The sequence below is a fragment of the Streptomyces sp. NPDC006691 genome, from assembly GCF_042869955.1.
In the GTDB taxonomy this organism is placed as follows: Bacteria; Actinomycetota; Actinomycetes; order Streptomycetales; family Streptomycetaceae; genus Streptomyces.
The window spans coordinates 359,169-379,055 of record NZ_JBIAGW010000005.1 but is presented as its reverse complement, the minus strand read 5'-3'; the positions used below and the strand labels follow the sequence as shown (position 1 = coordinate 379,055).

Genomic DNA, 19,887 nt, shown 5'->3' with positions numbered 1-19,887 from the left:
GCGAGCGGCGGTGGGTCCGCCTCCGGCGGGGATCGACCCGCCCCACCCCTTCCCGAAACCCTCCGGGGGCATGGGTGAGGTGCGTCCTCGACAGCGGCACGTGGGCGGCCGCTCGCGCAGTTCCCCGCGCCCCTGAAGGCGTACCGACCCGCGCCCTGCGAGACGCCGACCGTCAGGAAGGGTGCCGTCGGGGGCGCGGGGAACTGCGCGCCGAGCCCCGCACGGCCGGCAGCGAGGAGTGGGCCGGGGGCTCGGCCATGTGGCGCCGGTAAGGGGATGCCGCCGAGGGGCACGGGGAACTGCGCGACCAGCCCCGCACGGCCCGCAGGGAGCAGTGGACAAGGGGCTCTGCCATAACGCGCCGAGGGCGAAGGGCGCCGCTAAGGGACGCGGGGAACTGCGCGACCAGCCCCGCACGGCCCGCAGGGAACAGTGGACAAGGGCTCTGCCATATCGCGCTGGGGCGAAGGGCGCCGCTGAGGGGCGCGGGGAACTGCGCGACCAGCCCCGCACGGTCCGCGGTGAACGGCGGGTGAGGGGCTCGGCCATGTGGCGCGGGTAAGGGGATGCCGCTGAGGGGCGCGGGGAACTGCGCGACCAGCCCCCCCCGCACGGCCCGCACGGCCCGCACCTCCCGCCCACCCCGCAGCGAAGAGCGAACAAGGGGCCGGGGCCCAGCGCCCCGGTGGGCCAGGGCCGGGCAGGGGCCCGGTGCCGGAGTGCCGAGCCCCCTGCCGCGCGCCGCAGGCTAGCCGTGCCAGGAGCGCCAGAGCGCCGCATACGCGCCGTCCGCCGCCACCAGTTCCTCATGGCTGCCCAGCTCCGCGATCCGCCCGCGCTCCACCACCGCGATGACATCCGCGTCATGCGCGGTGTGCAGCCGGTGCGCGATCGCCACCACCGTGCGCCCGTCCAGGACGCGGGCCAGCGAGCGTTCCAGATGGCGGGCCGCGCGCGGGTCCAGGAGCGAGGTCGCCTCGTCCAGGACCAGCGTGTGCGGGTCGGCCAGGACCAGCCGGGCCAGCGCGATCTGCTGGGCCTGGGCCGGGGTGAGGGACAGGCCGCCCGAGCCGACCTCCGTGGCGAGGCCGTCATCGAGGCCCCGCGCCCATCCGTCCGCGTCGACCGCGCCGAGCGCCGCCCACAGCTCGGCGTCCTGCGCACCCGTGCGGGCCAGCAGCAGGTTGTCCCGGAGCGAACCCACGAACACGTGGTGCTCCTGGTTGACCAGGGCGACATGCTCGCGCACCCGCTCCGCCGGCATCCGCGACAGCTCCGCCTCGCCCAGCGTGACCCGCCCCTCGCGCGGCGAGTAGATCCCGGCAAGGAGGCGGCCCAAGGTCGACTTGCCCGCGCCGGACGGGCCGACCAGGGCGACCCGGGTGCCGGGCGCCACCGAGAGCGAGACCTCGTGCAGCACGTCCACGCCCTCGCGGTAGCCGAAGCGGACCTCGTCCGCCTCGACGTGCCGCCCCTCGGGACGTACCCCCGGGTCACCCGCGTCCGGCTCGATGTCCCGGACGCCGACCAGGCGCCCGATCGACACCTGGGCCACCTGGAGCTCGTCGTACCAGCGCAGGATGAGCCCGACCGGCTCGACCAGCATCTGGGCGAGCAGCGCGCCCGTGGTGAGCTGGCCGACCGTGATCCAGTCCTTGAGGACGAAGACCCCGCCGATCGTCAGCACCGACACCATGATCGTCATGTGGGTGATGCTGACCACCGGGAACAGCACCGACCGCAACCACAACGTGTACCGCTCCCACGCCGTCCATTCGGCCACCCGCCGGTCGGACAGCGCGATGCGGCGCGCGCCCAGGCGGTGCGCCTCGACCGTGCGCCCCGCGTCGACCGTCTCGGTCAGCGCGGAGGCGACCGCCGCGTACCCGGCGGCCTCCGAGCGGTAGGCCGCGGGGGCCCGCCGGAAGTACCAGCGGCACCCCACCACGAGCACGGGCAGCGCGATCAGCACCGCGAGCGCGAGGGGCGGAGCCGTGACGCCGAGCGCGCCGAGCAGCAGCGCCGCCCACACCACGCCGATGGCGAGCTGCGGCACGGCCTCGCGCATCGCGTTGGCCAGGCGGTCGATGTCCGTGGTGATCCGGGACAGCAGGTCGCCCGTACCGGCGCGTTCGAGGACGCTCGGCGGCAGCCCCACCGAGCGCACCAGGAAGTCCTCGCGCAGATCGGCCAGCATCTCCTCGCCGAGCATCCCGCCGCGCAGCCGCACCATCCGTACGAACACCGTCTGGATGATCAGGGCTGCCGTGAACAGAGTTGCCACACGGCCGAGTTGAAGGTCCCGGGACCCGTTCGACAGGTCCTCCACGACGCCGCCGAGGAGGTAGGGGCCGACCATCGACGCGATCACGGCGACGGCATTGACCCCGACCAGGACCGTGAACGCCCCGCGGTGGCGCCGCATGAGTTCGCGTACGTACGCGCGGACCGTCGCCGGGGTGCCCACCGGCAGGGTGGTGGCCGAGTGCGGGGCCGCCGGGTCGTACTCCGGTGCTGCCACGCCGATCATGCCGACTCCTCCACTTTCTCCATGGCCCGGGCGGTCTTCCGCGCCGTCGCCTTCGACTCCTCCTGGTCCGTCTCACGGGTGACCACCGCGCGGTACCGGGCGTCGGTGCGCACCAACTCGCGGTGCACGCCCACCGACGCGACCTCGCCCTCGTGCACGAACACGATCCGCTCGGCCAGGTCGAGCAGCAGCGGTGACGACGTGAACACGACCGTCGTGCGTCCGGCGCGCAACCGCTTGATGCCGTCCGCGACGCGCGCCTCGGTGTGCGAGTCGACCGCCGAGGTCGGCTCGTCCAGGACGAGGACCTCCGGGTCGGTCACCAACGACCGCGCCAGCGCGAGACGTTGACGCTGGCCGCCCGAGAGCGAGCGGCCGCGCTCGGTGATCCGGGTGGCCATCGGATCCTGCCCCGGGTCCACCGACGCCTGCGCGAGGGCCTCCAGTACGTCACCGCACTGCGCCGCCGCCAGCGCGTCCGCCGCCTCGACCTGCCCGGACGACGGCACGTCGAGCAGCTCCCGCAGCGTGCCCGAGAGCAGCACCGGGTCCTTGTCCTGTACGAGGACGGCGGTGCGGGCGCTCTCCAGCGCCAGCCCGTCCAGGGCCACCCCGCCGAGCAGCACCGAGGACTCCCCGGACGATTCGGCGGGGTGTCCGCCGAGCCGGTCCGCGAGCCGTCCGGATGCGTCCGGGTCGCCGCACACCACGGCCGTGAACCGGCCCTCGGGTGCCAGCAGCCCGGTCGCCGGGTCGTACAGATCACCCGACGGCGGAGCCACCGACGGCCCGGACGACACCCCCGTGTCCGTCCCGGCCGGGTCGGTGACCCGCTGGAGCGCGAGCACCCGCGCGGCCCGCTTCGCGGAGGGCCGCGAGAACGAGTACGCCATCGCGATCTCCTCGAAGTGCTGCAACGGGAACATCATCAGCGTCACCGCGCTGTAGACGGTGACCAGTTCGCCCACCGAGATCCGCCCCGCGAGCGCCAGGTGCGCCCCGTACAGGACGACCGTGATGAGCAGAACGCCGGGCAGCAGCACCTGGACCGCCGAGATCAGCGACCACATGCGGGCGCTGCGCACGGCGGCCCTGCGGACCTCCTGCGAGGCCTCGCGGTAGCGGCCGAGGAACAGTTCCTCGCCGCCGATGCCGCGCAGCACCCGCAGACCGGCGACCGTGTCGGACGCCAACTCCGTTGCCCGGCCCGCCTTTTCGCGCTGGACGTCCGCGCGCTTGGTGGCGTGCGGCAGCAACGGCAGGACGGCCAGGGCGAGTACGGGTGCGCCGATCGCGACGACGACGCCGAGCACGGGTGCGTAGATCAGCAGCCCGACACAGATGACGACCAGGGCCGCGGCGGCCGCGGCGAACCGCGAGAGCGCCTCCACGAACCATCCGATCTTCTCGACGTCACCGGTGGACACGGCCACCACCTCGCCCGCCGCCACCCGGCGCGTGAGCACCGAGCCGAGCTCGGCCGTCTTGCGCGCGAGCAGCTGCTGCACCCGGGCGGCAGCCGTGATCCAGTTGGTGACCGCCGTGCGGTGCAGCATCATCTCGCCGAGCGCGATGGCCACACCGAGCAGCACGTTCAGACCCGCGGCGAGCGCCAGCCGATCGCCCGAGCGGTCGATGGCCGCCTGGACGGCGAAGCCGACCGTCAGGGGCAACCCGGCGATGCCGCACTGCTGGAGCAGCCCCCAGCCGAGGGCCTTGAGCTGGCCACCGAGCTGATTGCGGCCGAGCCAGTAGAGAAAACGGGGACCCGAGCGGACATCCGGTTCGCCTGGATCCGTGTAGGGAAGATCGCGAATCTGCATGGCGTCCCGGGATTCCTTGCATCGAGTGGTGAAGCGTCACGTGGTGGCGCGTCGAGTGGTGGAAGCCGTGCAAGGTTCGCTCCATCCGGTTGCTGATTTCAATCGGTTTTTCCGCGTTGGGGCCCAGAACCCGCCATGGTCCGGGCCCCGGGTCTGGCGCCCCGGCCGCGCCCGCGCTTCACTCCTGACCCATGAGACGACGAAGGATCATGTCCATGCTCGGCGGCCTCACCCTGGCCGCCGGGCTGCTGCTCGGCGCGGGCCCGGCCCACGCGGCCGGCACCCCGCCCGCCGAGTTCGGCACCGACTGGCACGACCCGCTGACCGCGGCGCCGCCGGTGGCAAAGCCGCACACCCGGTCCTGCCAAGTCACCCTGGCCGAGGCCCGGTTCCGCGACTTCACGCCGTACAGGGGGAGTTACACACCGCCCAAGGACTGCGGCGACCGATGGAGCAAGGTGGTGCTCCGCCTCGACGGCAACGTCAAGGGCCGTCAGTACGACCGGCTCGGCTACCTCCACGTGGGCGGCACCGAGGTGCTGCGCACCTCCACGCCGGAGCCCTCGGTGGACGGCATCGCCTGGCACGTCGAGAAGGACGTCACCCGCTACAGCCCCGTCCTCCGCTCCGCGCAGCCCGTCGAGATGCTCATCGGCAACACCGTCGACGACACCTACACCGGCGTCATCGACGTCAAGGTGACCCTCACCTTCTACGCCGCCGACCGCCGCACTCCGCCCGCCGCGACCCCCGACGCGGTGCTGCCGCTGGACACCGCGGCGATCACCACACCGCGCAACAGCGAACGCGTCGTGGCCGAGGTGTACGCGACCGGCTCGGGCGGCGGCTGCGAGGAGTTCTGGTACCTCGCCGTGCCCGAACCCGCCCCGTACTCCTGCAAGGCCCCGGCCGGTCCCAACCGCGAGGTGCAGATCAAGGTGGACGGCCAACTCGCGGGCATAGCAGCTCCGTTCCCCACCGTCTGGACGGGCGGCTGGTCCAACCCGTTCCTCTGGTACGTCCTGCCCGCGCCCCGTGCCTTCGACGTCAAGCCCGTCGAGTACGACCTGACGCCGTACGCCGCGCTGCTCAACGACGGGCGCCCGCACCGGGTCGAGGTGTCCGTCGCAGGGGTGCCCGCCGGCCAGGCCGGCTGGTCCACGCCCACCAATCTCCTCATCTGGCAGGACCACGGGAGCAGGGTCGTCACGGGCTCGCTGACCCGGCACGAGGAGTCGACGCCGGTCAACTCGACGACGTATAAGCCCGGTTCACCCGAACTGCGGCTCGACGCCGCGAGCGACCACCGCCTCACCACGGCCGGATACCTCGACACCTCGCACGGCCGCGTCACCACGACCGTGACCCGCTCGGTGTCGGCCGACTCGGTGCACCGCTGGACCGAGGGCGAGAACACCGATGCGCTGAAGGGGAGTTGGCGCGACGACCAGAGCGTGACGACCTCCGGCCGAGGCCCCTCGGTGACGGCACGCGACCACCGGACGTACACGATGGACGGCGCGACGACCATCGGCGCGGACAGCCGGCTGCGCACCGCCATCACGCTCGGCGACCGCGCGGACTCGATCACCCTGCGCGGCGCGCGCCCCACCGCGTTCTCGCACCTCGACGACACCTACGCGGGCGACGCGTCCTGGACGATGAACGTGCCGCGCGAGCAGCGCCACGCGACCGGCACCTCCGCCGAGCGCTACCGCTTGTACGGCTCGGACGGCTGCTACGACCGGGCCCTGAAGACCGCCCAGGGCACGCTGACCGAAGACATGCGGCGCTGCTGAACTCCCCGGTGCTCCCGGCCCGCACGGGGCCGGGAGCACCGGGCCCTCACGCTTCGGCGGGCTTCTCGGAGTCCATGCCGGGACGCGACCTGCGCCACTCGCCCCGGGTGAAGTCCGGGATCTGCTGCGGCAGTCCGCGCTGCTTGATCGACTGATGACTCAGCGGGACCGGCGAGGTCCAGGTCGCCGCGTCGTACACGTCGAAGTCCGGCACGAGACCCAGGCGCATGCACTGCATCAGGCGGAACACCAGCATGTAGTCCATTCCGCCGTGCGCGCCGGGCGGGTTGGCGTGCTCCTTCCACAGCCAGTGGTCCCACTCGGCGTACTTCGAGAAGTCGCCCCACTCGTCGTTCCTGTGGTCCGGCTCGATGTAGATCCGCTCCGGATAGTCCTCGAACAGGCCCTTGGTGCCGCCCAGGCTGTTGATCCGGCTGTAGGGGTGCGGCGTCGACACGTCGTGCTCAAGGCGGATCACCCGGCCCTTGGCGGTCTGCACCAGGCTGATGGTGCGGTCGCTCCCGATGTACGACTCCTTCCAACTCGGGTCGCCGGAGGGCATGTTGGCGGCACGGTACTGGGAGAGGCCGAGCGAGGGGGAGCCGACGCTGACGATGCTCACCGCGCGGTCGCCCCGGTTGAGGTCCATGTAGTTGGCGACCGGGCCGAACCCGTGGTTGGGGTACAGGTCGCCGCGCAGACGGGTGTGCCAGAGCCTGCGCCAGGGGCCCTCGTAGTAGGCGGGGTCGAACATCAGCGAGCGCAGGTCGTGGTTGTAGGCGCCCGCGCCGTGCAGCAGGTCCCCGAACTTGCCCGCGTGCGCCATGCGCAGCACCCGCATCTCGTTGCGCCCGTAGCAGCAGTTCTCCAGCTGCATGCAGTGTCTGCGAGTCCGCTCGGAGAGGTCCACCAGGGCCCACAGCTGGTCCAGCTGGAGCGCGACCGGACACTCGACACCGACATGAACCCCGTTCAGGAGCGCCGACCTGGCGATCTCGAAGTGCGAGTCCCAGGGGGTCGCGACGTGGGCGAAGTCGATGTCGCCGCGCCGCAGGAGCTGCTCGTAGTCGTGGTCGCCGTGGACGTAGACGGCGGGCGCGGGCTGCCCGGCGGCGGTCACCTTGGCGGCCACCCGCTCCGCCTTCGCCTTCACGGGGTCGCACAGCGCCACCACCCGCACGCCCGGCACGGCCAGATACAGCTCGGCCATCGCGGCGCCGCGGTTGCCGAGGCCGATCATCGCGACCCGCACGGTCGAACGCCGCTGGAACGGCACCCCGATCATGGTTCTGCCCTGACGCGGAGGCTCCTTGGCGGCGGTCCCTTCCGCCGCCGTCCCCGCCTCCTGTCCGCCCGGCTGCCGTACGGGCTGTTCCGCCGCCTCGGCCGTGCCGCCGAACGCCCCGAGCCCGAGCCCGGCGCCGGCCGCCCCCGCGGTCCACAGAACGGAGCGCCGGCTGACGTCCTGGTGCTCCGGTACTGCGTCGTTCATCGAGCCTCCTGGTGATCGACAGGAATTCCATGGGCTGAGATTTGCGCGACCTTTGCCGAACCTGGGTAGCGACCTTGAAGGAAGGTCCGGCCTGCGCGCAAGAGCCCCGCCGGTCTCTTGATACCGGCCCAGGAAGGCTTGGTGACGTTTCATCAGGGAACGGGGGCGTACGTGTCGCCCGCGCGGCCCGCCCCCGTGTGCCCGTCCATCAGCTCCGGCGGAGGTACTCCGGTCCCGGGCGCGTGGCCCGCTCCAGCTCCAGGAGCACGGAGTAGTACCGGCGCCCCGTACCGCGTTCGAGGCCCACCTCACACATCCGGTTCGCCGACAGATGCGCCTCGTACGGCCGCGCCCGCACCTCGGCGGCCTCCCGGGCGGTGGCCGACGCGGTCAGCTCCGGATGCAGCATCCCGCGGTCGCCCGCGAAGGCGCAGCACCCCGCGTCGTCCGGGACGACGACCTCGTCCGCACACGCCGCCGCGACGGCCCGCAACTGGGCCTCGTCCCCCAAGTGCCCCATGGAACAGGTGGGATGGAGGACGGCGGAGCGCGCGGTGCGCAGGATCGTGAGCCGCGGGAGGAGTTCCTCGGCGGCCCAGACCACCGAGTCGACGACCGTCAGCTCGCGGTGCAGCTCCCGGTTGTCGTCGCTGAGGTAGGGCACCACCTCGTGCGCGATGCCGAGCGTGCACGACGAGGCGTCGACCACCAGCGGGAGCCGCCCGCCGGCGGTCCAGCCCCAGGCGGCCTCGACGATGCGGTTGGCCATCACCGCATTGCCCTCGGTGTACCCCTTGGAGTGCCAGATGGTGGCGCAGCAGGTGCCCGCCACACCGTCCGGAATCCACACCGGCCGCCCGGCCCGTTCGGAGACCGCGACCAGGGCCTCGGGCAGCGAGGGCCCGCGGAAGCCGTCGGGCTCGCCGAAGATGCGGTTGACGCACGCCGGGTAGTAGACCGCCGAGGCGCCGACGCGCTCGGTGCGCGGCAGCCTGGCACTCGCGGCCCCGGGAATCTGCGGCAGCCACTCCGGTACGAGGTCGGGGCGCACGGCCTTGCGGGCCAGGCCGGTGACGCGCTCCAGGAGCCGGTCGCCGATCCTGTCGGCCGCCGCGACCGCGAGCCGGGCCGACGCCTCGACGGCTTTGAAGTTCCGCGCGGCGAGCGCGGCGACGCGCTCCTCGCGCGCACTGTGCCGCTGGTGCCGGAAGCCCTTCATCAGGGCGCCGGTGTCGATGCCGACCGGGCAGTCGAGGGCGCATGTGGAGTCCCCGGCGCAGGTGTCGATCGCGTCGTAGCCGTAGGAGTCGAGCAGCGCGGCCTCGACCGGCGAGCCGTCCGGCTGGCGCGTCATCTCCCGCCGGAGCACGATCCGTTGGCGTGGGGTGGTGGTCAGGTCCTTGCTCGGGCACGTCGGTTCGCAGAAGCCGCACTCGATGCAGGGGTCGGCGACCAGCTCCACCTTCGGGATGGTCTTGAGGCCCCGCAGATGCGCCCGTGGATCGCGGTCGAGCACGATGCGCGGCGCGAGCACCCCGTCCGGATCGATGACCTGCTTGGTGCGCCACATCAGCTCGGTCGCCCTGGGGCCCCACTCCAGCTCCAGGAACGGCGCGATGTTGCGGCCCGTGGCGTGCTCGGCCTTCAGCGATCCGTCGAAGCGCTCCACGGTGAGGCGGCAGAACTCGTCCATGAACGCGGCGTAGCGGTCCACGTCGGACTGCTTGGAGGCGTCGAAGGCCAGCAGGAAGTGCAGGTTGCCGTGGGCGGCGTGACCGGCGACGGCGGCGTCGAAACCGTGCCGCGCCTGGAGTTCGAGCAGGGCCGCACACGCCTCGGACAGGCTGGACGGGGGCACCGCGAAGTCCTCCGTGATCAGTGTCGTACCCGAGGGGCGGGAGCCGCCGACCGCGGTCACGAACGCCTTGCGGGCCTTCCAGTACCCGGCGATCGTTCCCGGATCCCGGGTGAACTCGTTGGTCACCGAGGCGACGGGGGCGACCAGTTCGAGCCCCGCGAGCACCTGGGCCGCGGCCCGCTCGTACGCCTCCTGGGCCGCCGGCGCGGGCGCCCGGAACTCCACCAGGAGCGCCGTGGTGTCCTTGGGCAGGCCGGCCCAGTCGGCGGGCACTCCCTTGACGCTGACGGAGGCCCGCAGCGTATTGCCGTCCATCAGCTCCACGGCGATCGCGCCCGCCTCGTTGAACAGCGGCACGGCCGCCGCCGCGGCGGGCAGCGAGGGGAAGAAGAGCAGGGCGGTGGAGACCAGGCGGTCCAGCGGCAGGGTGTCGAAGACGACCTCCGAGATGAACCCGAAGGTGCCCTCGGATCCGACCATCAGCCCGCGCAGGATCTCGACCGGCGTCGACCCGTCGAGGAAGGCGTCCAGACGGTAGCCGTTGGTGTTCTTGATCGTGTACTTGGCGCGGATCCGGGCGGCGAGCTCCGCGTCCGCCTCGATCTCCTCCTTGAGCTCCAACAGGCCTGCGCAGAGCCGGGGTTCGGCATGCGCGAGGTCGTCGTCGGCCCTCGGGTCCCCGGTGTCGACGACGGTCCCGCTCGGCAGGACGAAGGTGAGGGAGGAGACCGTGCGGTAGGAGTTGCGGGTGGTGCCCGCCGTCATGCCCGAGGCGTTGTTGGCGACGACCCCGCCGATCGTGCAGGCGAGGGCACTGGCCGGGTCGGGTCCGAGCACCCGGCCGTGCCGGGCGAGCGCGGCATTGGCGCGCACGACGGTGGTCCCCGGGAGCACCCGGGCCCGCAGCCCGTCGTCGAGCACCTCGATCCCCGCCCAGTGCCGGCGCACGTCGACCAGGATGTCCTCGCCCTGGGCCTGTCCGTTCAGGCTGGTGCCCGCGGCCCGGAAGACGACCTCGCGGCCCTTGCCGTGCGCGTACGACAGGATCGCGGAGATGTCGTCGATGTCCTCCGCGACGACGACGGCCCGCGGCACGAAGCGGTACGGGCTGGCGTCCGAGGCGTAGCGCACCAGGTCGGAGACCTTCCAGCGCACCTTGTCCGCGCCGAGCAGCGCGATCAGCTCCGAGCGCAGTGGCTCCGGGGTGCCGGCCGCGAGGCGGTCGGGGACCCGGTCGGGGGAGGGCTGGCGGCGCCCCGTGGGGCGCAGGCTTCGCGGATCGGGCTCCAGCAGCGGCATGACCACGGCCTCCTCGGGTCCGTCAGCAGCGGCGCTCCGGGGATCCGTCCACCAGAGCCGTCAGCAGTCCGCCGAGCACCTCGCGCTGGTCGGCGTCCAATGGAGCCAGGATCTCCTCCGCGGCGCCCCGGCGCGCGCTGCGCAGCGCGCGCAGCGTGCCGCGGCCCGCGTCCGTGAGCTCGATCCGGATCACCCGGCGGTTGGTGGGATCGGGCACCCGCCGCACGTCGCCGCTCTCCTCCAGGGCGTCCACCAGCGTGGTCACGGCCCTCGGCACGACCTCCAGCCGGGCGGCCAGGTCGGCCATGCGCGGCGGCTCGCTCCAGTGGGCGAGGGTGCGCAGCAGCCGGGACTGCGCGGGCGTGATGCCCACCGGCTCCAGGTGCTGCTTCTGGATCCGGTGCAGTCGGCGGGTCAGCCGCAGCAACTGCTCGGCCAGCAGGCCGTCGGCATCGGGGGCCCGGGAAATGTGTGGCTGCATACGGGAACAATAACAGGACCTGGTTCATTGTGAGTATAGGTAACAATGAGCTATGCTCCCGAAGTCATCACCGCGCCGCCCCCGGGCGGACGCCCTCACACCCCTCGAAGGAGCCCATGCGCCCCGAACAATCCACCTGGACGCCCCCGCCCCGCGGCTCCGAGCCGCAGGAGCCGGCGCAGATCCGCCGCATCCTCGGCCTCTTCCGCCCCTACCGCGGCAGGCTCGCCGTGGTCGGCCTTCTCGTCGCCGCCTCCTCGCTCGTCTCGGTCGCCTCGCCGTTCCTGCTGCGCGAGATCCTCGACGTGGCCATTCCGCAGAACCGCACGGGCCTGCTGAGCCTGCTCGCCCTCGGCATGATCGCCACGGCGGTCGTCAACAGCGTCTTCGGCGTGCTCCAGACGCTCATCAGCACCACCGTCGGCCAGCGCGTCATGCACGACCTGCGCACCGGCGTCTACGCCCAGCTCCAGCGGATGCCGCTCGCGTTCTTCACGCGCACGCGCACCGGTGAGGTGCAGTCCCGGATCGCCAACGACATCGGCGGCATGCAGGCGACCGTCACCTCCACCGCGACCTCGCTGGTCTCCAACCTCACCGCCGTCGTCGCCTCCGTCGTCGCGATGCTCGCGCTCGACTGGCGGCTGACCTGCGTCTCGCTGCTTCTGCTCCCCGTGTTCGTGTGGATCAGCCGCAGAGTGGGCCGCGAACGCAAGAAGATCACCACCCAGCGCCAGAAGCAGATGGCCGCGATGGCCGCCGAGGTCACCGAATCGCTCTCGGTCAGCGGCATCCTGCTCGGCCGCACCATGGGCCGCGCCGACTCCCTGACCAAGAACTTCGCCGACGAGTCCGAGCGCCTGGTGGACCTCGAAGTGCGGTCCAACATGGCCGGGCGCTGGCGCATGTCCACCATCGGCATCGTCATGGCCGCCATGCCCGCCGTCATCTACTGGGCTGCCGGGCTCGCCCTCCAGACCGGCGGCCCCTCCGTCTCCATCGGCACCCTGGTCGCCTTCGTCTCGCTCCAGCAGGGCCTCTTCCGGCCCGCCGTGAGCCTGCTGTCCACGGGCGTCCAGATGCAGACCTCGCTCGCGCTCTTCCAGCGGATCTTCGAATACCTCGACCTGCCGGTCGACATCACCGAGCCCGCCGAGCCCGTACGGCTGCCCCAGGCGCGGGGCGCGGTCCGCTTCGAGGGCGTCGACTTCCGCTACGACGAGAAGCAGGAGCGGCCCACCCTCTCCGGCATCGACCTCACCGTGCCCGCCGGCGGCAGCCTCGCCGTCGTCGGCCCCACCGGCTCGGGCAAGTCCACGCTCAGCTATCTGGTGCCGCGTCTGTACGACGTGACCGGTGGCCGCGTGACGCTGGACGGCGTCGATGTGCGCGAGCTCGACTTCGACAGCCTGGCCCGCTCGGTCGGCGTGGTCTCCCAGGAGACGTACCTCTTCCACGCATCGGTCGCGGAGAACCTGCGCTTCGCCAAGCCCGAGGCCACCGACGAGGAGCTGGAGGCGGCCGCCCGCGCGGCCCAGATCCACGACCACATCGCCTCGCTGCCGGACGGCTACGACACCCTGGTCGGCGAGCGCGGCTACCGGTTCTCGGGCGGTGAGAAGCAGCGTCTGGCCATCGCCCGGACGATCCTGCGCGACCCGCCGGTCCTCATCCTCGACGAGGCGACCAGTGCGCTCGACACCCGTACCGAGCAGGCGGTGCAGCAGGCCATCGACGCGCTGTCCGAGGGCCGCACCACCATCACCATCGCCCACCGCCTCTCCACCGTGCGGGACGCGGACCAGATCGTGGTCCTCGACGGCGGCGTGATCGCCGAGCGTGGCACCCACGAGGAGCTGCTCGACCAGGGCGGCCGGTACGCGGCCCTGGTCCGCAGGGACGCGCAGCTGGCCCCCGTCCCGAGCTGAGACGCCTGTCCGGAGCCGAGACGCCCGTACACGGCGACGCCGCCGCTCCCGTGGGACGGGGAACGACGGCGCCGGGCGTGACGATCGTCAGACGAGCCAGCCGATGAAGTGGAGGACGCCGGCGAGCAGGTCGGTGATGAGGTTCATGGTGGTGCTTTCTCCTTGTACAGATGGCTGCGGCATGGGAACAACGCCGCTGTGGGACCGCGCAACCCCGGTCTGCAGCCCGTCGCTTGCGCCCTGCAAGCATCCTTCGCCACAAGGGAGTTGAGCAACGAATCCGGTGACGATCACGCGTACCGGCGAACATCCGATCCCCTGTTCGTGTGTTCCCCGCGGGGCGGGATCGCGCGTGTCGGCCCCGATTGGATGTCTCTTTTGTCCGATCTATGGGGGTAGCGTGCCGCCATGAGCGAGACCGCAGACCGACGACGCCCCCGACTGACCCGCCGTGGCCGGCTGCTCCTGCTGCTGTTCGCGCTGCTCCTGGTGATCGCCGTGGTGCTCGTCCTGGTGCTGCGCCGGACCGGCGCCCCGGCCCGCACCCTCCTCGTGCCCGAGGGCTGGCGGGCGAGCCAGGTCTACGCGGCCGTCGACAAGCGCCTCGATGTGCCGCCCGGCACCACCAGGCAGGCCGTGGCGAAGGCCGGCCTCAAGCTTCCGCCCGAGGCCAAGGGCAACCCCGAGGGGTATCTGTTCCCCGCGACCTACCCGGTCACGGACGACACGACCCCGGCCGGTCTGCTCGCCTACATGGTCGAGACCGCCACCAAGCGCTTCGGGCAGGACCGCATCACCGAGGGCGCCCGGCGCGGCGCGCTGACGGTCTATCAGGTCGTGACCATCGCCGGAATCGTGCAGGCCGAGGCCGACACCACGGCCGACATGGGCAAGGTCTCCCGGGTCATCCGCAACCGGCTGGCCCGGGGCATGCCGCTCCAGATGGACTCGACGCTCAACTACGCGCTCAACCGCTCCACCCTTGCCACCACCACCGGCGACACCAGGACCGACAGCCCGTACAACACCTATGAGCACAAGGGCCTGCCGCCCACCCCCATCGCCAACCCCGGCCAGGAGGCCGTCGAGGCCGCCATCAACCCGACCCCGGGCGACTGGCTGTACTTCGTGACGGTGGCCCCCGGAGACACCCGCTTCACCGACAGCTACGCCCAACAGCGCCTCAACGTACGGGAGTTCAACGAGAACCAGAAGAAGTCGACAGCGGGCGCGGGCTGAAACCGGAACCGGGCCCGGTGCTCGGCTCGGGGCCGAGGTCGCGATCGAGCAGCCGCTTGATCTCCCGTACCGCCGAGCGGCCGGCCCGGTTCGCGCCGATCGTGGACGCCGAGGGGCCGTAGCCGACCAGATGGACGCGCTCGTCCCTGGCCGCCCTCGTGCCCTCCAGGCGGATGCCGCCGCCGGCCTCGCGCAGCCGCAGCGGGGCGAGATGGTCGATGACCGGCCGGAAGCCGGTGGCCCACAGGATGACGTCGGCCTCGACGCTCCGTCCGTCGTTCCAGGCCACCCCGTGCTCGGTGATCCGGTCGAACATCGGCAGCCGGTCCAGGACACCCCGGGCGCGCGCCGCCCGTACCGCGTCGTTCACCGGCAGCCCCGTCACCGACACCACACTCCGCGGCGGCAGCCCGAGCCGTACCCGCTCCTCGACCAGCGCCACGGCCTCGCGCCCGGCGTCCTCGTCGAAGGGCCCCTCGCGGAAGACCGGCGGGCGCCGCGTCACCCACGTCGTGTCCGCGGCGACCTCGGCGATCTCCATCAGATGCTGGGTGCCCGAGGCCCCGCCGCCCACCACGATCACCCGCAACCCGGCGAACGCGTCGGGACCCGGATAGTTCACCGTGTGCAACTGCCGTCCCCGGAACGCCTCTTGACCCGGATAGCGCGGCCAGAACGGCCGGTCCCAGGTCCCGGTGGCGTTGATCAGCGCGCGGGTGGCGTAATCGCCCTCCGAAGTCTCCACGAGCAGCCGGCCGCCCTCGCCCTCGCGCACGGCGTGCACGTCGACGGGCCGGTGCACCCGCAACGCGAAGGCGTCCTCGTACGCGGCGAAGTACGCGCCGATGACCTCCGCGGACGGGCGGTCGGCAGCAGCGCCCGTCAGCTCCATGCCCGGCAGGGCGTGCATCCCGTGCACCTTGCCGTAGGTGAGCGAGGGCCAGCGGAACTGCCAGGCGCCGCCCGGCCGCGGCGCGTGGTCGAGCACCACGAAGTCGCGTCCGGGCTCCAGACCCGCCCGCCGCAAGTGGTAGGCGCCGGACAGGCCCGCCTGCCCGGCGCCTATGACCACCACGTCCACGTCTCGCACCCCGAAGTCGTCCACGGTTCTGCCAACCACACGGGGTGCGGGGATCTTCCCGGGCTTCGCTCAGCGGCCGCCGCCCACGAGCAGCGGGGCGCCGCCGGGCGCGGAGGCCGGGCGTCCGTTGGCCGCGGGCACCCCGAGCAGCGGCGAAGCCGGGATGGTCGCCAGGAGTCCGCGCGCGGCGAGCTCGGGAGTCACGCCCTCGCCGAACCAGTACGCCTCCTCCAGATGCGGATAGCCGGACAGCACGAAGTGCTCGACGCCCAGGTCGTGGTACTCCTCGATCCGGTCGGCCACCTCCGCGTGGCTGCCGACGAGCGCCGTACCCGCCCCGCCCCGCACCAGGCCCACGCCCGCCCACAGGTTGGGCGAGATCTCCAGTCCGTCCCGCGAGCCGTTGTGCAGGGCGAGCATCCGCTGCTGGCCCACCGACTCGCTCTTGCCGAGCGCCTGCTGGGCCGCCGCGATCGTCTCCGCGTCGAGATCGCCGAGCAGCCGGTCGGCCGTGGCCCACGCCTCGCGCGAGGAGTCCCGCGAGATGGTGTGCAGCCGGATGCCGAACCGCACCGTGCGCCCGCGCTCCTCGGCGAGCCCCCGGATCCAGTCGATCTTCTGCTTCACCTGCGCGGGCGGCTCGCCCCAGGTCAGATACACGTCCGCGTGATCGGCGGCCACCGGCCCGGCCGCGGGCGACGAGCCACCGAAGAAGATCTCCGGCAGCGGGTCCGGCGGCAGCGCGGTCAGACCGCCCTCCACCTGGTAGTGCTCGCCGTGGAAGTCGTACGGCAGCCCGCTCCACACCCCGCGCACCACGGACAGGAACTCCGAGGTCCGCGCATAGCGCCGGTCGTGGTCCAGATGGTCGCCGAAGCGCCGCTGCTCGGTCGAGTCGCCGCCGGTGACCACGTTGAGCAGCAGCCGGCCGCGGGTGATGCGCTGGTACGTCGCCGCCATCTGGGCCGCGAGCGTGGGGGAGATGACGCCGGGCCGGAAGGCGACCAGGAACTTCAGCCGCTCGGTGTGCTGGGCGAGCGCGACCGTCGTCAGCCAGGCGTCCTCGCACCAGGTGCCCGTCGGCGTCAGGACCGCCTCGAAGCCCAACTGCTCGGCCGCCTTGGCTATTTGGGCCAGGTACTCGATGTCGGGCGCCCGCACCCCGGTCACCGGAGTGATCCGCGAGCGCTTGATGCCGCCGTCGGTGTAGGCGTGCCGGTCGACCAGGGTCCGGCCGTCACCGCCGGTGGGCAGGAACCAGTGCAGATGGACGGTCATCAGGAGGAGGCCTTTCCGTACGAGCGGGGCGCGGTGGTGGAAGCGGGCAGGGAGCCGTTGAAGCGGGTGTCGACGTAGTCCTTGAAGATGAAGCGCCGCGGGATCAGCTTCAGACCGGCGAAGGTGTCGGCGATCTGCTGCTCGGAGGCGATGGCGGCGTCGTCCACGGCGACCGGGACCCGGGTGCCGTTGCTGCGCTTCACCGAGTCGAGCGCCACCGAATAGGGCAGCCCGGTCTCCTTCGACCAGACCTTCGCCCAGGCCTCCGGGTGCTTGAACACCCAGTCCTGGGCGCGGTTGAGGCGCTGGAGGTAGTCCCCGATCGCCTTCGCCTTGACCGGGTCGCCCAGGGCGTCGGGCGCGGCGACCTGGAAGCTGAGGCCGTTGACCTGGCCCTCGCCGGTGGTCAGGATCCGCCCCTTCCTGGAGCCGAGGACCTGCGAGGTGTACGGGTCCCACACGGCCCAGGCGTCGACCTTGCCGCGGTTGAAGGCGGCCAGGGCGTCGGCCGGCTGGAGGTAGTTGAGCTTGACGTCACCGATGCCGAGCCCGGCGTTCTTCAACGAGGCGAGCAACTGGTAGTGGGCGGAGCTGCCCTGGGCCACGGCGATCGACTTGCCCCGCAGATCGGACGCCGTCTTCAGCGGCGAGCCGTCGGGAACGAGGATCGCCTCGCCCGCGGAGGAACCGTGGCTTGCCGCCACGACCTTGATCCTGGAGTTGGCGCCCGCGGCGAACACCGGGGGAGTGTTGCCGACCGCGCCGATGTCGACGGCTTTGGCGTTGACCGCTTCGAGCAGCGGCGGCCCGGAGGTGAAGGTGGACCACTTGATCTTGTAGTCGAGGTGGTCGAGTTCACCGGCCGCCTTCAGGATGGCCTCCGAACCGCCCTTCTGGTCACCGACGTTGAGCGTGACCGAGCCGGAGCCCGAGCCGGATCCGGTCTTGGTGTCGGCGGCCGAGTTCCCGCCGCAGGCGGCCAGGAGCACGGTGAGCGGCAGGAGCGTCAGGACGGGCAGGGTGTGGCGTCGCATGAGTACGTTCTTTCCTTTGCGGTGTGCGCAGGCGGGTGCGGGGTGTGCGGAACTCTCCGGGGTCCGGAGCGGACGGGTTTGGGTGCTGCCACCGGGCGGCCGGGGCGGAACCGGAGGCGTCAGGCGGCCGGGGCGGAACCGGTTGCCGTGGGCTGCTCCACGCCCAGTTCAGCCAGGAGGCGGGAGCGCAGCGCCGCGAAGCCCAGGGCGCCGACGGTGCGGGGCCGGTCCAGCGGGACGGGGGTGTCGTGCGCGATGGCGCCGTCCCGCATGACCAGGACGCGGTCGGCGAGCAGCAGCGCCTCGTCCACGTCGTGCGTGACGAGCAGCACCGCGCAGCCGCGCCGCTGCCACAGCTCGGCGACGAGCTGCTGCGCCTTGATCCGGGTCAGCGCGTCGAGCGCACCGAACGGCTCGTCGAGCAGCAGCAGATCGGGCTCGCGCACCAGGGCCCGGGCCAGTGAGGCGCGCTGGGCCTCGCCGCCGGACAGCGTCTTGGGCCAGGCCCCGGACCGATGGCCGAGCCCCACCTCCTCCAACGCGCTCTCCGCGACGGCCCGTTCGGGCTTGCCGGGCAGCCCGAGCAGCACATTGCGCCACACCCGCTTCCACGGCATCAGGCGGGGTGCCTGGAAGGCGACGGCCCGCCGCCTGGGCACGAGGACCGTGCCCTCGATCTCCCGGTCGAGCCCGGCGAGCACCCGCAGCAGGGTGGACTTGCCGCAGCCGCTGCGGCCGAGCAGCGCGGTGAACTCCCCCGCGCGCAGGGTGAGATCGAGCCCGTCGATGACCGGTCGTCCGTCGAAGGCGCGGGTCAGGCCCTCGACCCGGACGGCGTCGGCGGTGGCCGTGCCGGTCACTGGCCGGTGAAGGTCGGTCGCCATTGCAGGAGCAGCCTTTCGAGAGTGCGGACGACGGCGTCGGCGAGCAGGCCGAGGAAGGCGTACACCACCAGGCAGACGACGATCACATCGGTGCGGAAGAACTCGCGGGCCTGGTTCATCAGGAATCCGATGCCGGCGTCCGCGTTGATGGACTCGCCGAAGACCAGGGCCAGCCAGGCGGTGGCCAGCGAGTAGCGCAGGCCGGTCATCGCGCCGGGCAGCGCGCCCGGCAGGACGACATGGCGCACCAGACCCCAGCGGCCGAGCCCCAACGCCTGTCCCGCTTCGACGAGTTGGGCGTCCACGCCACGGATGCCGGCGTACACGTTCAGGTAGAGGTGGAAGGCCACGCCGAGCGCGATCAGGGCGACCTTCGGCGCCTCGCCGATGCCGAGCCAGATGATGAACAGGGGGATCAGCCCGACCCACGGCACGGTGCGCAGCATCTGCACGGTGGCGTCGATCAGGTCCTCGCCGAGCCGGGAGAGCCCGGACACCAGGGCAAGGGCGATCCCCGCCACGCCGCCGATGAGCAGACCGACGGCGACCCGCTGGAGCGAGATGGCCATCGCCGAGGGCAGCGTGCCGTCCGAGACCAGATCGGCTCCGGCGCGGGCCACGGTGCCGGGCGAGGCGAGGGTGTCGGGGCTCAACACCCCGGTGGCGCTGAGGACTTGCCACAGTACGAGCAGGGCCACCGGCCCGACGGTGCGGCGCAGCCAGCGCGGCACCGAGCGCAGCGGGCCGCGCCGGGAGGCGGCGGGAAGGACCGGTTCGAGGGCGGGGCCGACGGGCGACGCGGCCTTTTCGGCTGGGGCGGATACGTCCGGCGGGGCATGGTCGACGGTCATGGGGGCTCCATGGTCGGGAGAGGAGGGGACCCGGGACCCCGGCAGCGTCGGCCGCCGCACCACGGCACGGGCCCACGCCGAAGCGGGGCCGTGCGGGGCGGTGGTGCGGGGCGTGCCGACCGGCCGTACGCGTCAGCGGGCGGCGGCGGGGCTCAGGAGGAGAAGAAGGCGTACGAAGGTGCCGGGAGGGACGTCACACCCGCGACCGGCCGGGGAAGGGGCCGTCGGGCGCCGCAGGGCGGAAGGGGACGTCAGCAGCCGCGACAACAACAAGCGGCGGACGCCACCCGCAGCAGGTCGATGTGACCGC

Annotated in this window: 13 protein-coding genes; 3 read left to right on the top strand and 10 right to left on the bottom strand. The window is 72.4% G+C overall.

Annotated features, from left to right (window positions below):
* Positions 1 to 748: 748 nt before the first annotated feature.
* A complete protein-coding gene (locus tag ACFYNP_RS14965) occupies positions 749 to 2,530 on the bottom strand; it encodes an ABC transporter ATP-binding protein (protein ID WP_388785679.1) in 1,782 nt (593 codons plus the stop codon).
* Positions 2,527 to 4,353, bottom strand: a complete 1,827-nt coding sequence (locus ACFYNP_RS14960; protein ID WP_388785678.1) for an ABC transporter transmembrane domain-containing protein — start codon at positions 4,351 to 4,353, stop codon at positions 2,527 to 2,529. Before ACFYNP_RS14960 ends, ACFYNP_RS14965 begins: the two co-directional genes overlap by 4 nt.
* A 191-nt stretch (positions 4,354 to 4,544) precedes the next feature.
* Here ACFYNP_RS14960 and ACFYNP_RS14955 point away from each other — a divergent pair, with 191 nt between their 5' ends.
* Positions 4,545 to 6,152 carry a peptide-N4-asparagine amidase gene (locus ACFYNP_RS14955; protein ID WP_388785675.1) on the top strand — a complete coding sequence of 536 codons (1,608 nt, stop codon included), beginning with the start codon at positions 4,545 to 4,547 and terminating at the stop codon, positions 6,150 to 6,152.
* 46 nt (positions 6,153 to 6,198) lie between these two features.
* On the opposite strand, the gene ACFYNP_RS14950 is transcribed toward ACFYNP_RS14955, so the two are convergent.
* The 3 genes from ACFYNP_RS14950 to ACFYNP_RS14940 all read right to left on the bottom strand — a co-directional run bounded on the left by ACFYNP_RS14950 (position 6,199) and on the right by ACFYNP_RS14940 (position 11,282).
* Entirely contained in the window at positions 6,199 to 7,644 is a 1,446-nt protein-coding gene (locus ACFYNP_RS14950) for a Gfo/Idh/MocA family protein (RefSeq protein WP_388413171.1), read from the bottom strand.
* A gap of 208 nt (positions 7,645 to 7,852) precedes the next feature.
* On the bottom strand, positions 7,853 to 10,801 hold the full coding sequence (locus ACFYNP_RS14945) for an FAD-binding and (Fe-S)-binding domain-containing protein (RefSeq protein WP_388785674.1): 2,949 nt from the start codon (positions 10,799 to 10,801) through the stop codon (positions 7,853 to 7,855).
* Between the two features lie 22 nt (positions 10,802 to 10,823).
* Positions 10,824 to 11,282, bottom strand: coding sequence for a MarR family winged helix-turn-helix transcriptional regulator (locus ACFYNP_RS14940; protein ID WP_388785673.1), 459 nt, complete (start codon positions 11,280 to 11,282; stop codon positions 10,824 to 10,826).
* 116 nt (positions 11,283 to 11,398) lie between these two features.
* Here ACFYNP_RS14940 and ACFYNP_RS14935 point away from each other — a divergent pair, with 116 nt between their 5' ends.
* Positions 11,399 to 13,210, top strand: a complete 1,812-nt coding sequence (locus ACFYNP_RS14935) for an ABC transporter ATP-binding protein (protein WP_388413177.1) — start codon at positions 11,399 to 11,401, stop codon at positions 13,208 to 13,210.
* 408 nt (positions 13,211 to 13,618) lie between these two features.
* Positions 13,619 to 14,449, top strand: coding sequence for an endolytic transglycosylase MltG (mltG, locus tag ACFYNP_RS14930; RefSeq protein WP_388413179.1), 831 nt, complete (start codon positions 13,619 to 13,621; stop codon positions 14,447 to 14,449).
* Here mltG and ACFYNP_RS14925 read toward each other — a convergent pair.
* The 5 genes from ACFYNP_RS14925 to ACFYNP_RS14905 form a co-directional block, all read right to left on the bottom strand.
* A complete protein-coding gene (locus tag ACFYNP_RS14925) occupies positions 14,409 to 15,539 on the bottom strand; it encodes an NAD(P)-binding domain-containing protein (protein ID WP_388785813.1) in 1,131 nt (376 codons plus the stop codon). The genes mltG and ACFYNP_RS14925 overlap by 41 nt on opposite strands.
* Positions 15,540 to 15,599: 60 nt before the next feature.
* Positions 15,600 to 16,808: an LLM class flavin-dependent oxidoreductase gene (locus ACFYNP_RS14920; RefSeq protein ID WP_388413181.1), complete on the bottom strand. Its 1,209-nt coding sequence runs from the start codon at positions 16,806 to 16,808 to the stop codon at positions 15,600 to 15,602.
* Positions 16,808 to 17,842 (bottom strand): ABC transporter substrate-binding protein, encoded by a 1,035-nt coding sequence (locus ACFYNP_RS14915; protein ID WP_388785671.1) that lies wholly within the window; start codon positions 17,840 to 17,842, stop codon positions 16,808 to 16,810. Before ACFYNP_RS14915 ends, ACFYNP_RS14920 begins: the two co-directional genes overlap by 1 nt.
* A 119-nt stretch (positions 17,843 to 17,961) precedes the next feature.
* Complete coding sequence (locus ACFYNP_RS14910; RefSeq protein ID WP_388785669.1) at positions 17,962 to 18,726, bottom strand: ABC transporter ATP-binding protein; 765 nt, start codon at positions 18,724 to 18,726, stop codon at positions 17,962 to 17,964.
* The gene (locus ACFYNP_RS14905) at positions 18,699 to 19,577 is read right to left on the bottom strand and encodes an ABC transporter permease (RefSeq protein ID WP_388785668.1); all 879 of its coding nucleotides are present in this window, start codon (positions 19,575 to 19,577) and stop codon (positions 18,699 to 18,701) included. The genes ACFYNP_RS14910 and ACFYNP_RS14905 overlap by 28 nt, the downstream gene beginning before the upstream one ends.
* Positions 19,578 to 19,887: the final 310 nt, after the last annotated feature.